This is a genomic window from Sporosarcina sp. QA0331, assembly GCF_055808055.1.
In genome coordinates this window covers 3185053-3199372 of record NZ_CM147850.1, presented here as the reverse complement: position 1 = coordinate 3199372, position 14320 = coordinate 3185053, and the positions used below count along the sequence as shown (strand labels likewise).

General features: G+C 41.7%; 17 protein-coding genes. 12 read left to right on the top strand and 5 right to left on the bottom strand.

Annotation, left to right across the window (positions count from 1 at the left end; all coding sequences use genetic code 11):
* The first annotated feature begins 24 nt into the window (after window positions 1-24).
* Genes AC0L13_RS16220 through AC0L13_RS16210 form a run of 3 tightly spaced genes read left to right on the top strand, consistent with a single transcriptional unit; the run spans window position 25 to window position 3306 of the window.
* Window positions 25-906, top strand: coding sequence for an ABC transporter ATP-binding protein (locus AC0L13_RS16220; RefSeq protein ID WP_473641394.1), 882 nt, complete (start codon window positions 25-27; stop codon window positions 904-906).
* Window positions 903-2003: an ABC transporter permease subunit gene (locus AC0L13_RS16215; protein WP_473641392.1), complete on the top strand. Its 1101-nt coding sequence runs from the start codon at window positions 903-905 to the stop codon at window positions 2001-2003. Before AC0L13_RS16220 ends, AC0L13_RS16215 begins: the two co-directional genes overlap by 4 nt.
* A 1-nt stretch (window position 2004) precedes the next feature.
* Window positions 2005-3306 carry an ABC transporter permease subunit gene (locus tag AC0L13_RS16210; protein ID WP_473641390.1) on the top strand — a complete coding sequence of 434 codons (1302 nt, stop codon included), beginning with the start codon at window positions 2005-2007 and terminating at the stop codon, window positions 3304-3306.
* Window positions 3307-3354: 48 nt separating this feature from the next.
* Here the strand turns inward: AC0L13_RS16210 and AC0L13_RS16205 are convergent, their stop codons facing one another.
* Both AC0L13_RS16205 and AC0L13_RS16200 read right to left on the bottom strand, forming a co-directional pair.
* Window positions 3355-4554, bottom strand: a complete 1200-nt coding sequence (locus AC0L13_RS16205) for a Bcr/CflA family efflux MFS transporter (RefSeq protein ID WP_473647070.1) — start codon at window positions 4552-4554, stop codon at window positions 3355-3357.
* A gap of 128 nt (window positions 4555-4682) precedes the next feature.
* Window positions 4683-5462, bottom strand: a complete 780-nt coding sequence (locus tag AC0L13_RS16200; protein ID WP_473641388.1) for a YheC/YheD family protein — start codon at window positions 5460-5462, stop codon at window positions 4683-4685.
* Window positions 5463-5561: 99 nt separating this feature from the next.
* On the opposite strand from AC0L13_RS16200, the gene AC0L13_RS16195 reads away from it, so the two are divergent.
* The 7 genes from AC0L13_RS16195 to AC0L13_RS16165 all read left to right on the top strand — a co-directional run bounded on the left by AC0L13_RS16195 (window position 5562) and on the right by AC0L13_RS16165 (window position 10379).
* Window positions 5562-6404: an APH(3') family aminoglycoside O-phosphotransferase gene (locus AC0L13_RS16195; protein WP_473641385.1), complete on the top strand. Its 843-nt coding sequence runs from the start codon at window positions 5562-5564 to the stop codon at window positions 6402-6404.
* Between the two features lie 181 nt (window positions 6405-6585).
* Complete coding sequence (gene uvsE, locus AC0L13_RS16190) at window positions 6586-7551, top strand: UV DNA damage repair endonuclease UvsE (protein ID WP_473641383.1); 966 nt, start codon at window positions 6586-6588, stop codon at window positions 7549-7551.
* A gap of 231 nt (window positions 7552-7782) precedes the next feature.
* Entirely contained in the window at window positions 7783-8229 is a 447-nt protein-coding gene (locus AC0L13_RS16185; protein WP_473641381.1) for a GNAT family N-acetyltransferase, read from the top strand.
* 71 nt (window positions 8230-8300) lie between these two features.
* Window positions 8301-8792 carry an LURP-one-related/scramblase family protein gene (locus AC0L13_RS16180; RefSeq protein WP_473641379.1) on the top strand — a complete coding sequence of 164 codons (492 nt, stop codon included), beginning with the start codon at window positions 8301-8303 and terminating at the stop codon, window positions 8790-8792.
* A 28-nt stretch (window positions 8793-8820) separates the two neighbouring features.
* The gene (locus AC0L13_RS16175) at window positions 8821-9030 is read left to right on the top strand and encodes a hypothetical protein (protein ID WP_473641377.1); all 210 of its coding nucleotides are present in this window, start codon (window positions 8821-8823) and stop codon (window positions 9028-9030) included.
* An 84-nt stretch (window positions 9031-9114) separates the two neighbouring features.
* On the top strand, window positions 9115-9492 hold the full coding sequence (locus tag AC0L13_RS16170; protein ID WP_473641375.1) for an SET domain-containing protein: 378 nt from the start codon (window positions 9115-9117) through the stop codon (window positions 9490-9492).
* 179 nt (window positions 9493-9671) lie between these two features.
* Window positions 9672-10379 (top strand): hypothetical protein, encoded by a 708-nt coding sequence (locus AC0L13_RS16165; protein WP_473641373.1) that lies wholly within the window; start codon window positions 9672-9674, stop codon window positions 10377-10379.
* Window positions 10380-10560: 181 nt separating this feature from the next.
* Here the strand turns inward: AC0L13_RS16165 and AC0L13_RS16160 are convergent, their stop codons facing one another.
* From AC0L13_RS16160 to AC0L13_RS16150, 3 genes are all read right to left on the bottom strand, one after another.
* The gene (locus AC0L13_RS16160; protein ID WP_473641371.1) at window positions 10561-11808 is read right to left on the bottom strand and encodes a hypothetical protein; all 1248 of its coding nucleotides are present in this window, start codon (window positions 11806-11808) and stop codon (window positions 10561-10563) included.
* Window positions 11809-11891: 83 nt separating this feature from the next.
* Complete coding sequence (locus AC0L13_RS16155; RefSeq protein WP_473641369.1) at window positions 11892-12446, bottom strand: MEDS domain-containing protein; 555 nt, start codon at window positions 12444-12446, stop codon at window positions 11892-11894.
* 242 nt (window positions 12447-12688) lie between these two features.
* Window positions 12689-13099: a YuzC family spore coat inner layer protein gene (locus tag AC0L13_RS16150; RefSeq protein WP_473647067.1), complete on the bottom strand. Its 411-nt coding sequence runs from the start codon at window positions 13097-13099 to the stop codon at window positions 12689-12691.
* A 140-nt stretch (window positions 13100-13239) separates the two neighbouring features.
* Between AC0L13_RS16150 and AC0L13_RS16145 the strand changes: the two genes are divergently transcribed.
* Both AC0L13_RS16145 and AC0L13_RS16140 read left to right on the top strand, forming a co-directional pair.
* On the top strand, window positions 13240-13806 hold the full coding sequence (locus AC0L13_RS16145) for a hypothetical protein (RefSeq protein WP_473641367.1): 567 nt from the start codon (window positions 13240-13242) through the stop codon (window positions 13804-13806).
* 47 nt (window positions 13807-13853) lie between these two features.
* The gene (locus AC0L13_RS16140; protein WP_473641365.1) at window positions 13854-14309 is read left to right on the top strand and encodes a DUF4362 domain-containing protein; all 456 of its coding nucleotides are present in this window, start codon (window positions 13854-13856) and stop codon (window positions 14307-14309) included.
* The last annotated feature ends 11 nt before the right edge of the window (window positions 14310-14320 follow it).

Below are 14320 nucleotides of genomic sequence, written 5' to 3'. Positions count from 1 at the left end.
AACATAGTTACAAGGGGGAGAGCAATGGCTGTTTTGGCGGTTCATAATCTATGTAAATCTTATAAAAATCATCAAGTGCTTGATAAAGTAAGCCTAACAATTGATTCACCAGGGATTTGGGCGTTAGTCGGTCCGAACGGGGTCGGGAAAACAACATTTCTTAACGTTGTCACGAATATACTGCCAGCTGCTTCTGGGACTGTTGAATTGGTGGGGAAGTCCAATAAAGATCATTCCGTATTTAAGGAAGTTGCATTTCTACAGGACAATACGGTCTTATTTGAATATTTAACGGGGTACGATCATCTGAAATACATTTGTGATGTGCAAAAGATTCATAAAAAGAGAATCAATGAGGTGGCGGAGTATGTCGGCATGGAAGGCTATCTTAAGAAGACGGTCGGCAACTATTCTCTAGGGATGAAACAGCATTTGCTGCTGGCTATGGCACTCATTAATGAACCGAAGCTGCTGCTATTAGATGAACCATTAAATGGCTTGGACCCGACAAGCGCTATTTTAATGAGGGGAATTTTATTGGAACTAGCCGAGAAGGGCACGACGATTCTTTTGTCTTCCCATAATTTAGCGGAAATCGATCGTGTGACGAAACAAATTTTATTCCTAAAAGACGGGAAATTGACAGAAGTCGATATGAATCACTTCGAAAATACGTATTATCAATTTTTTCTCTCCAATCATGAGCTTGCTGATCGTATTTTAAATGAACATGGGTATGAAGTGGAAAATGCTGTCGGGGGAATTCGACTTCAATTAGGGAGTGAACAACTAGACAACGTAATTGAGCTCATAAAAAGTGAAGGCATTCAAATCTTAGATATACAGAAAGAAATAACGGGATCGGAGAAACTGTATAAAGAGATCTTTTCAGGAGTTAACTCATGAAGAAGATCCTGTTTGAATGGAAAAAGATTACTCGTCTTAAAGTGTTCCCAATTTTTTTGCAGCTCACGTTCGTCTTTGTTTTCGGTTTGTTTTTCTATAACCATATGTCTCAGGATCAAATTAAAGTTAAAAAGAATGAGCATTTCACGGAGTTACGAAAAGATGTCAGCCAGCAGCTTCTTAGGGTGGAAGAAGAATTAAAGAAGAGCAATAGAATGGAACTTAGAGGACAATTGCATTTTGGCACAGAGCTTTCCGCTAAGTTACAACAATTGATCGGCACGATTCAAAGCAGCGACTGGCAAGCAGAATTACAAAAGGAAATCGAAGTATATGAAACCGCTATCCAGTACATTCGATATGACAGTGCATACTTCGGGGTAAGTTTAATTGATATGGAACGAACCATTAAACTGAATGAGGAACTACTGAAAAGGAATTTACCAAAGGAAGATTTCGATCTATCAACCCAGACTTCGATCTTCATGAAAAAAGTAGTTTCTTTAGTAATGAATCCTGTTGGTTTTGTCATGTTGCTATTCGTGTTAGGTCTCATTGTAACAAAGGAATTTGACGACAATACGATTCGGCAAGCGCTGACATTGCCGATGACGAGAATTGAGTACATGTTCACCAAGTTCATTACAATCGTTTCAGGTGGAGTTATTTGGCTAGCGCTGATTTTTGGCGTTTCGTATGCATTAGGTGAACTTTTGGGTAGAGCAGAGGGAAAAATTTTTCAATATCCGATTTATACAAGCCAAGATACATTCATTAGCTCAGGAAAGTATCTCATGGAGGCCGCGTTATATAGCGTTAGCTTTATGACGTTTTCTGTAGGATTGCTTCTATTGTTGGCGTATGCTTTCCGAAATACAATCGTCACGTTCTCGGCATTGCTGTTCATCTTGGCCGGTGGGTGGCTGCTAACCAGCTATGGGTTTCAGAATATGTTCAATCCATTTGCGTACCAAATGGTAGACCAATCCATTTTACAAACGCCGCAATTTTTCCCTGCCGGTATAGTGGTCCTATTCGTGGCGCTGCTGCTATTGTTAGTAGCTGCAATGACGGTCAACCGAAAGCGAGGGATGTGACATGAAGTATTTTCTTTTTGAATGTAAAAAGATGCTCAAGAAGAAGTCGATATGGGTTGCAATGCTTCTTTCGGTCGTAGCAATTGCAGGGTTTTATTTCTTTAATTATTCCGCTGCAGAGCGAATCCATCAATTTCAGATGCTTGATTTAGAAAATAGTCAAATCGATTATCCTGAAATAATTGCGAAGGATCGGAAAGAGCTTGAGGAAGCAGAGAAGGCTGGGGATAGCGTTAAGATTGTTGATTTACAGCGCGAGATTGATACCTATGAAAAAATGTTGGAAAACAAAAAGTTTGATTGGGACAACATCATGGCGGGCAATTGGAAGGCAATTTCGGAAAAACAGTCTGAAAAGTTGAATGACTATGTGGCCATCTCGAAAAGCCAGAACTTTATCGTGCACTCCATTATGGATCAACAAGTATCGATGTTTACGATGAGGGCATCAGCAGAAGAGAGAAAGCTTGTGGCTGAAATTGAGGGTGAACCTTTCGTGCAATGGGACACTTATATTCCATATCATCCAACGATGTATGATAAACATGATGGGAAAGTATTGGAAATGTGGGAAATGAGTACGAAACGGTACGGGAAGCAAGGATTTTATTTTTTATATCAAATTATCCCTGCTTTCATTATCCCATTCATCATTTTAATTGGTTGCTTTGTGTTTGGTAATAACATCTCTTCTGAAGCAACGAAGAAAAAAAGAGGAATGAACTACTATGCAGTTCTTCCTCTAAAAAGAGCGCAGCTCTTTTTTGCAAAATATTTCAGCGGACTGCTGTTCACGATTCTTTTTGTTATCGCTATTTTGTGTGTGCCACTTGTCTCGAGTCTATTTACATCCGGTGTCGGCAGCTTGCAATACCCCGTATTAATTTATGATGGACCAATTGAAAGTCCGTTTGGGTTTGAAACGACCATTTTAAATGAATGGACGGATGAATTTCATTTTATTACGTTAGGGAAATATTTCAGTATTGTGCTCCTAATGGCGGTTGTTTTGGTCGTTTTTATGTTTTCAATTTATTATCTCTTGTCGTTATTTATTAAAAACCCGACTGTCAACGCAGCGATTTTGCTTATCGGTACATTCTTCGGGATGACTGTTTTGCCAAAGGCAACCTATAATCCATTCACTTATGTCGATATTCATAAAGTCATTAATCGGGAATTCGCTGTTGCGAATTTTAACGAGGCAATTACTGTAGGGAGTGGGTTGATCGTTCTTGGCTCGATTGGGCTTTTAGCGATTGTTCTATGTTATTTGAGGTTTAGAAAGTATGTTGTTGAATAAGAAGTATCTACCCTCCTTGGCAGTAAGAACTGCCGAGGGGGTTTTTACTTATGCGGGATTCTTTTTAATTAACGTAAAGAAAACTGTAAAACCGATGAGTGAAGTCGTGAATAGTATAACACCCATCGGAACAGCGGATGCTTCAAGAATGCCAGCAAGCGGTGTGAAAATTGAACCGAGCAATAGCGGGAGCATGCCTAAGACGGCGCTTGCACTTCCTGCACGGTGCCCTTGCTTGGCCATTCCGAGAGTAAAGGTGCTTGTAATAATCATGCCAATTGTAATCATGTAGATGAAAATTGATATGACGAGCGATGCTAACGGTCCTTCAATGATTGTCATGATAAACAGTATGGATGTGGCCGCTAAAGAGATGATGACGGCCGCTTGAAGTAGGCTTTTCTCCGAGACAATGCCGCTAAAGCGTCCGATAATAAAACTGCCCGTTATAATGGCAATCCCATTGATTCCAAATAATATACTAAATGTCTGTGGGGATACGCCATAAATATCTTGGTATATGAATGGTGTGCCGGATACATAAGCAAAACTGCCGCCATGTATGAAGCCGACTACTAATGCGTAGCCAATAAACGAACGGTCCTTCAACAAATTTCCCATCGTCATTACTGAGGCACCTATCGAACTTGGAATCCGCATATCCGGCGGCAGCGTCTCCTTAAGTTTCAAGCCGACAATGATGACAATCAAAAGTCCAATAAATGCTAAAGCAAAAAAAATGCTTCTCCAACTTGCGAACTCGAAAGATAGGATTGCTCCCCCAGCCATCGGTGCAATCATCGGTGCAACAGCATTTATGACCATTAATAGTGCAAAAAACTTCGTAAGTGCTTTGCCACTGAATACATCTCGCACGACTGCGCGTGAAAGAACGACTCCTGCTGAAGCGGTAAAGCCTTGTAAAAATCGTGCTGCAATCAAAATGAAAATAGTAGGTGCTAAAGCACATAAAATGGATGCCAACACAAAAAGGAAAGTGGCGATTAATAAAGGCTTCCTTCTGCCTTGTGCGTCACTAATAGGGCCAATAACTAATTGACCAAACGCAAGTCCGAGTAAACACGCAGTTAAACTGGATTGCACGAGTGTTGCACTCGTATGTAAATCACGAGCAATTCCCGGAAAACTCGGTAAATACATGTCGATGTTTAAAGGTCCGAGGAATGCAAGCAGACCGAGAAGCATCGCTAAAGCCAAACGCGTTGCACCCGTCGGATTATGTAATATGGTTTCTTTTTTATCGCTATAAATTTGAAATCACTCCTAACCGCTTTATTCTAAGCGTTTAAAAGTGATTTGTTAAGGTTTTTGCTTTTGTTAAAATCTTCTCTTATGAGAATGCCAGGCCACTTTCGCTAATTCGTTTCATCTAATTCACTATACATTTTTCGCAATGCAACAATCCGTTTCCAAATGGCTTTATTCTCAATTTGCGCGAATCCGCCGATGCCTGGTGTCGTATTCACTTCGAATAAGATGGGCGTTCCTTCTCGATTCACCCCGAAGTCCATACCATATTCCCTGTTAGGCAAGACGGAATAGATAACTTTTGCGGCTGCCAATGCAATATCTTCTAACTTATTAACTGTCTTCTTTTGATTTCTAACTTGCGTCTGGGACAAAACTTCGGAAACAGTCATTACCGTAGCGCCCCTATGGAGATTCACAATCCCGCTTTCCGACACATGCTCCATTGCGGTCGTCCCATACATCCCGCCAATGACCCATGCACCGTTTAGTTTTTGAATATGAACCCGAATCGAAAAAGGCTGTCCAATTTCAGTGAAGCTTTGAATATCTTCTTGAATAATATACAGGCCGCTTTCTCTCCCTAATTTACTAAACGGATGAAGGAGCTCCTGAATTTCATTAGCCGTCATCATAGATTTTTGGACTGGTGTTCCTTGAATGGTAAATCCATTTACGTAGTAATTTCCGACGTCATTTTTGCGAATCTTGAAGATTGCCCTGCCTTGACCCGTCGTATCATGTTTGACGAAGACAGACGGATAGCGGTTCAATAAATCATCCAAATTGTCCTTACTGTAAACGGTCGTTTCTGGAATATGCTCTGCGACAAACGGGTCTTGTTGTAATAATACATGTTGCTCCCATTTTCCCAATGTTCTTTTCATGTGCAATGGTTCCTCCTTATATGTAGCCGTTGTTAAAACGGATTCCTTTTCCTATTTTATGCGTACGGAATAACGGTATCTGGATTTTTAGGAAGGGCTATGTGGAAAGTTGTGGTTGCTATCTACGGTTCATGTTGTGTAATGTGGAAGAAAAAGGCGGTGATTCATTTGATAGAAGTTCCTTCAAGTTTAGCGAAATTGATAAATGGGTTCTCTTGGGAACCGATTACAATCGGACATTCGGAGGCGATGACCTTTTTGTTGAGAGGCTCCCATTCGAATCAATACTTAAAAGTGCAGGAGAGAAACTCTGTTGAACGACTCTTTGCGGAAAAAGAAAAATTGGAATGGTTGGAAGGAAAACTGCCTGTACCGCATGTGCTTTTCTATGGGGAGGACGAGGAAAATGAATATTTGTTGATGTCCGAAATGAACGGCGTGCATGCTTCAGATCAATCACATCGAGACGATTTGCCTTCGATATTGGAGTCGTTAGGATCTGGACTTAAGATGATTCATCATGTATGTATAGTCGATTGTCCTTTTGATCAAAATCTGAATGTGAAGATTGAAGAAGCGAAAAATAGAGTAGCGCAAGAATTGGTTGATGAAGATGATTTCGATGAGGTGCGAAAAGGAAGGAAGGCTAGCGACCTCCTTGAAGAGCTCATTTCCAAAAGGCCATTGCATGAGGAGCTTGTTTTTACGCATGGTGATTTTTGTTTACCGAATGTCATTGTGGAAAATAAAAGAGTGATCGGCTTCATTGATTGGGGCAGGGCGGGAGTTGCTGACAAATATCAAGATTTGGCTTTGGCGATACGAAGCATCTCCAGCAATTTTGGCAAGGACTATGTGCGTTTCTTTCTTGTAGGCTATGGGATAGCTGATTTGGATGAAAGTAAAGTTGACTACTATCAACTGATGGATGAGTTTTATTAATAAGGAAGGCTGTTTAGTAACACTAACCTTTCGACCTTAAAGTCGATAAAGAGTTGGTGTTTTTTTATTCGCTATTTTCTCCGTTAACAAAGAGCCTCGTATATTTGTCCAAGTAGGGAAGAGACTATCTTTATCGGTCATACGTTAAGGTTTTTTAATGACGGAAGAGATGAGGTGGAACATGACGATTGTACGGCTAGGATATGTGGCGATGAGTATGGGGCTGAAAAATGCATCCCCATCAAAAACGATGACATTTTCGAACTTCCAAAAACAAGAGGACCGTGAAGCGGCAATCCGCAAATTGGAGCGGATTGCATTGGAGAATTTGGAAAGTACGTATAGAATACTGAAACATAATCTCTTTAATGACATCCATTTTTATCGTTTTTCCTCACGACTGATTCCTTTAGCCACCCACGATGAGCTTGCCGGTTGGGATTATATGCCGCCTTTGAAAGGGAAGTTGGCTGAGCTTGGGAACTTTGTCGAAGAGCATAAGATGCGGGTTGATTTTCATCCAGACCATTTTGTCGTATTGAATTCCCCGAAAAAGGATGTACTCATCAATTCAGTGAAAAACTTAAAGATGCATTATTTGCTGTTAAACGGAATGAAAATAGATCCGACTCATCGATGTGTTCTACATGTCGGCGGCAACTACAAAGATACTGAAAGATCGTTGGAGCGTTTTGTTGAGAATTGGAGTGTGATTCCACTGCCGATTCAAAAGATGATTATGCTGGAAAATGACGATACATCCTTTACACTTGAGGATACCCTCTATCTTTGCGAGAAATTGGAGATTCCGCTCGTATTTGATTACCATCATCATCTAGCGTTTCACCGAAACCCAAACTGGGAAGAAGACTGGGACCGTGTCGTACAGACATGGAAAGCCTCTCCACTTCCAATCAAAATGCATATTTCCAGTCCGAAAAGCGAAGAAAAATTTCGGCACCATGCAGATACTGTTGATGTGGATATGTTTTTCACATTTTTACATGAAATCAAGGGTTCAGTCCCACAAATTGATTGTATGATTGAGGCGAAACAGAAGGACGAAGCTCTATTTACTTTAGTTGAACAGATTAAGGAAAGAGAAGATGTAGAAATGATCGATAGCTCGTCATTTTATTTAAAGTAAAAACAGGTGCCTGATATTCAATTCGGATAATTCTCAACAATTGTATAAATGCAATAGGAAACCTAATGATGCCAGTGCTTAACGGGTTTACTATTGCATTTTTATTATTACCAATGAATTGTCATAAATGTATCTTGCACAGGCATCGACATGATTTGCACCCACAATTATCTTCATAGATAATTATGGTAATGTAGTAACAAGCGGTGCTTTCAGAAAGGGACGATAAGTGTGAAATGGGATATACGCAAGGTGACTGATGACAACAAGAAGGAGATTTTATCTTTGCAAGTTGCTGAGGGACAAAGGCAATTCATCGAGACGATAGAGGAATGTTTGATGGATGCAGAGCAATGGAAGGAATTTCGGCCAGTTGGATTATATGTCGATGACGTGCCGGTCGGATTTGCGATGTACGGTTATTTGGGAGATAGCAAAGGTGGCGGCAATTTGTGGATCGATCGAATGATGATAGATGAGAACTATCAAGGGAAAGGATACGGCCGTCATTTCATGGAATTGCTAATGAAAAGAGTATTGGACGAATATGGAGAGCAGCCAATTTACTTGAGTGTTTATCCGGTGAATACAGATGCTATCCGTTTGTACGAAAAGCTGGGGTTTGTGTTTATCGGTGAATATGATTCGCAAGGTGAACAGATTATGCAAAAGGGATAGGGTTGATCAAACTCCCATTGAAACTTTACACTCACGAATCCGTATATGTAGTAACAACGGAGGTGGATTGCATGAGAAAGCTGTATATCAAACAAAAGGTGTTCAGCCTAAGCGGCAAGTTTTCGGTGAAGGATGAACAAGAGAATGAGGTATATTTCGTGGAAGGAAGCTTCATGCGAATTCCGAAGACGTTTTCGATTGTGGATTTTGCAAGGAATGAAGTTGCATTGATTACGAAAAAGACGTTCAGCTTCCTGCCAACCTTTTTTGTTGATGTAAGTGGCCAGGATCCCGTGACGATTAAGAAGCAATTCTCCTTTTTTAAAGCCCGGTACTCGATTGATGCGTCGGGTATGGAAGTGCGGGGGAATTGGTGGGATATGAATTTTGAAGTGTACCAAAACGGTGAAATCATCGGAGCGGTTAGCAAGAAATGGTTTACATGGGGCGATAGTTATGAGCTGCAAATCGCAAATGAGGAAATGGAACCTCTTCTCGTAGCGCTCGTTGTGGCAATTGACTGTGCAAAAGCGGATCAGGCTGCAGCGGCAGCTTCGGTATAATTGTAAATCCTGCAGGAGGCAACTTTCCATGATATTTATTTTTCTTGTTTTCGTTGTGATCCTGCTAATCGCAACAGTCATTGTAAGTGTCAAGCGCTACAAGAAGGAACTTTTGAGCCAGGATTGGTATGATGAACTTTATTATAAATTCCAGTCGATCGATTGTCCGCAGGAGACTGGTGCATCGATTCTGCTCATTTTTTTCCTAACTGGTAATGTAATCACTTGGTTGCTATAGATTACATAAGTAATTAAAACCACTCACGGTGTCAATTAGTGTTATAGTTAGAAAGTAAATTTTCTAAGTGAGTAGGTGAACAGCATGATTGAAATAAAAACATCTTCACTCAGTGACGGTGAATTCAACAGAGGCGTATTTGCTACGTGCGATATTAGCAAAGGAACGATGGTGCACGAAGCTCCCGTCATTGCATACCCGAACGACCAACACCCGCATATCGAGCAAACGTTATTATCTGATTACGCTTTTGAATATGGCGTTAATCATTCCGCGATCTTGCTTGGCTACGGGATGTTATTCAACCATTCTTATAAGCCCAATGCTACGTATGAAATCAGTTTTGAAAAGCATACGTTTGATTTCTATGCGTTTACAGATATAAAAGCCGGTGAAGAGATTTTGATTAATTATAACGGTGACGTGGATGATAAAGAATTGCTCTGGTTTGATCAGGAGTAAGAAGGTCGAAATTGAATAAGAACCACTTTGTGAACGCAGGAATGAACGTATTCTTGTGTTTTTTTATTCCCGTGAATTTCTCTCATTTATTAGCGCTGTATAACAATAGTTTACGAGAATCCTCGATAGGGAACAGGATATGTGGAACGAGAATCCAATACTGCAAGGAGGACGATCCAGTGGCAAAAGATATGGAGAAGACAGCAGCAGAGCAGGCACCTGGTGAAGCGCGCCTGGAATTGGCAGCAACTGCTATGGCTGCCAACAATAAATTGCATGAGACAGGACGAGTGGATGTAAATACGATGGATAGTATTGCCGAGAATTCGGTGAAAGGCATCATTGAGGGGTGGCCCACGACAGCTAAGATGGCTGCCGAAAACACGATGAAATTCTATGGGCCTCCGAATGAGGCAACACCGAGCCAACTTACATGGTTTAATAATGGACCTTGGAAACGGACGATTGCGTTTCGCGATGAGGTGCCGCATGATTTCCCGGAACCGCATACCGATGTGCTCGAACAATTCATTGATTACCATGTGCCGGCTGACAAAGCGGGACTCGTTGCCCAGCTGGAAGGCAGCTTGGTAATCGACAGGACGAAAGGTGAAGTATCAGTCCATTGCGATAATGAAGGTGCAAATACGCTTTCCATCAACATGATGCATGATATTGTGACAGGCAAAAGGACACCGCAGGAAGCAAGAGAGTTCATTAAAAAGGAAATCGTCGAGTATATGTTGAACCGTCCAGCGCCTTATGCGGAGAGATTCCAATTTGATTTGCCGCAGGGCGAACAATGGGATCCGGATGTCACGGTTGTCAAAGATGAGGAACTAATGAAGGCCATTTCCGATAAGCAGGAAAAACTTGGATTACGGTAAACGTAATAAGGTACGCATATGATCCAAAACAATACGATCACAATGTAAGGCAGTGATGGGAAGGTTCTTAAATCCTTGTCCTTTATTCATGATTCCAACGTGGATGATATCCAAATCGGGTTGAGGAATTATAGGAAAAAGAAAAACAGCCGTGGAGGCTGTTTTTCTTTTGGCAATCGTCCTATAGATCCCGTAGTTCTACAACTTCTCCTGTCACTGCATCTACAGCTTGTTCGGAGTCGAGCAGCCCGCATAAGATGTATTTTTTCAGTTCCACATCATACACATAGACAGGGTCCAACGTGATGTAAGGAACCATCTTTTCGAATGCGGAATCATGGTCGATGAGCGGCTCAGGCGCTGGGGCGAATGAATTGAATACGTCGAACATCGCTTCATTGTCGATCATATTGATGACTTTCATAGTTTCTCTGTCGATGATGAGGACGAGTTTAGGCCGGAAAAGGGAGTTTTCGGGTTTGTTTGTATAACAGAAAGCCTCAATATATGAAGGAGCTGTGCGAAGCTCTTTCAATCTCCATTTGCCGCTATCTTCGGGATACTCCATCCGCAGCGCATCATGGACAAGTGTAACGCACTCATCTATTTGTTCATTCGTCAGATCGTAGTTGCCCTGTCTGTTGTTATGGAAAGCTTCGTCCGCAGTTACTTCTTCTGCGAAAGTAATGAATTGACGTTCGATGCTTCCTTCTAACGGTTCGTCCCACTCCATGAGATGATCCACTTTGGTCATCCGTTCATCCAATAAGAATGGGATGCAACGTTTCCCGTCCGCTGTCACATAGACCTCATCGATTGCATAGACCGGTACGAATTTCTCCTCTGCTTCGGAAGGAATCTTGACGAGCGTAAGATGCTTCTTGACGGTCGGTTCGATTTCTTCAAGGGTCAGCTTAAATTCCTGCTTTTCCACAAGCTTTACATCAGGCGCTTCGCCATACGTGGAGAAGACAAGAAGCTTCCCGTCATCGTCAAACTCCACATTCAATTGGAAGCTTGGGGATAGCCGGATGCCGTCCACGCGGGATGTGAACTGAAATCCGTTTTCGCTCACTTGCTCTGCAAAGAAATCCTGTTCGTATACGAGGCCAGTTTGTCTTTCCAACCAAGCGGCTGCTTCTTCGATCGTCTTTTCTGTAAAAAGGTGTGCTGTTGAAAAGGTTGTCCCCATTGTAAAAATGACGCTTTGAAAACGGTCCTGTTGAATGTTGTAATCAATGCTGGCGGTGCCATCCGGGTTTATATCTTCCTCAATAGGCGTGTCTGTATCATTTGGAAACCATTCCATATTTAATTCATAATCTTTGCCATTGCGTTTCGGGTAAAATGAGTATCGGCCAAGGTGATACTGTTCGAGACCGAATTCAATACGCGCCTTATCTGCAATAGCTTGTACACGTTTATCCATACAACTCGCCTCCTGTATATACGTGGTTTTATTATAGGCTTGGCTGGGCGTTGTTGACAATCTATGCAAATCGGTATGAGCAGTTAAAGCGAATCACGGTGGATGATTGCAAGCTCCTCTTCTGCTATGACATAGGAATGTGTTTCCAGTAACACTTCGGCAAGTTCAGCAGACATTCGTTTCATACCGTACGCACAAACGTGTGGAAAAGCATACTGGCTAATAATGTCCTCGCAAGCGGTTTCGCAATCTCGAACAATATGATGAGGCTCCTCATTGCTTGACCATTCCACATGCGCCCATGATCTGAAGAGGACGTCTTTATCGACGTAGGGTTGAATCGTTTCGAGAAAGAACTCGACAATCGCCGGCGGACTGTAACTGCCGCTCGACCTGTAGAAGTATAGGCTGTTGACGAAATGGACGGCATCCAACTCATCGGCTGAATGGCGACGTTGCAGTTCCCGGAGCAATCCAGCAGTGATTTTATCATTTTCTACGACAATCACCTGCTCTCCGGCGGCAATCCCTTCTTCAATGAACGCTAAAGCTTGGCGCATATACTCCTCTTCATCTTTATACAAATACAATATATGTAAGTCTCTCTTCTCTAAGAGAAGCTGATTCAAAGTAATCATTCCATGTCCCCTAACATTATTCGATAGGTCAATTATACTTATAATTCACAAAATCAACCATAGGAAATTAAGCAGACACCTTTTGAAAGGTGCCTGTGCATGGTGCAATTCAGACAATACACCACAATTGTATAAATGCTTTCTGCGAATTCATTAGAATTAATCTTTTAAAGTATGGAAGATGCATGTAAATGAAATTAGATGAATTGTCATAAATGTACCATGCACAGGTACCCGTGTAATTACCAGCTTAGGGCCATGCGTAGGGTGCAGCAGCTGTTTTGGACATCGCTGTTTGAGAAATCGATTCGGATGCCGCTGGGCGTATACTCAAGGGTGTATTTGATTGTAACGCCTGTCGAGCGGACGAGTCGTTCGACTTCGCTTTTGTCTGATCGTTGGGCGGCGTCCATGAACCTTCGGGCGAAATTATTTGAAGACGTTATCGTGCCGATGAATAGATTCGCTTGATTCATCACTTGCTTGAACCGTTGTGCCGACTCATTGAATTTCCGCGTATCCACTGGAGGAAAGGGACTACCTCCATTTTGCGGTGTAACTGGGGGCATCGCCGTATATCCCGGGTGAACCGGTACGAAAGCCTGGTGCCGGGAATTATAGCCGTAGCCATGTGGAAAAGAAGAATAATACATAGGCAACCTCCGTATTCCTTCGATGCCTCAGTATATGCCTATTGCAGAAGACTCGTGTGTCATCGCTTGTTTATTACATAGTATTTATCATTCACAATCCGCTCGAAAATCAAGGTAAAATATGAAGAGAGGTGATCGAAATGAAAAAGAATGACCACAATCAAAAGAAGAGATCGAGGAAAGCTGAAATCCGCGTTTTGTTACTTATTATAGGGCTGATTATATTCAAAACCTTTGTCTGGGATGAATACATCATAAATTCAACAGCGAGTGCTGCGTTGAACGGTGTAGAAGGCGAAGCGGGTGTTATGCATGTTATTAGTAAAAATCAGGAATTGGCGATACGACCTTATGATGAAGGCTTCAAGCTATATGCCGTATCCAAAGGGTTTTTGGGTTGGACCATTACAGATGAAATGTTTATTGGAAATGAAAAGAAAAAGACTGTGGAATTAAATGAACGGACATTGCAATTCAAGCCGGATCAAAAATTGTATATGAGCTTAGTAGTAGATAAAGAGCAGTCCTTTGATAAAGTCACTGCTAACTCGACTACTATGGGGGTTATCAATTTTAATAGAATTGTCGGTGACAATGCATTTCTATACTATTATTATAGCGATGAACCATTAGGGGATATAAATTATGTTGGCACTCGGTTAAATGGGGAAACGGAGAAGTTGGCACGTGATAACGAGCCCAATTGACGCATATAGTGTAGGCGAAGCAAGAAGTACGTCATTGGAGGGATTATATGCCGAAAAAGTTGTATTTCCTTTTGTTGCTTGGATTATGCCTACTAGCCGCTTGCTCATATGATAGCGAAAAAGCGGTGAAAAATGGGGATGTTATCAATATGAATGGCCCCGTTTTCAACTTTGACCGATTTGAACAGTTTTTGGATAGTGTCGAAGCGGATGATGCAGCCTCCGTCCGGATTGCCAACTACAAGCTTGAAGGAAATCCGACTTTATACGATCTATCTTTCGACGGATCCGTATTCGATTTGAAAATTGATCGGTCAAAAAATAAAGAACGGGGAGACAACCCTGCCAAAGTGAACATGTCGTGTACTGATCTCATTTCAGAAGAGGGGCAGCAATTGTTTATCTATACATTGGAAGGGTGCCAACAGGAGTCCTCCGTCGATAACTTCCTTCTTTTAAATATCCTGAAAGAGCAAATCGAAGACCATGACCATGAGCATTAAACTTTACGGAA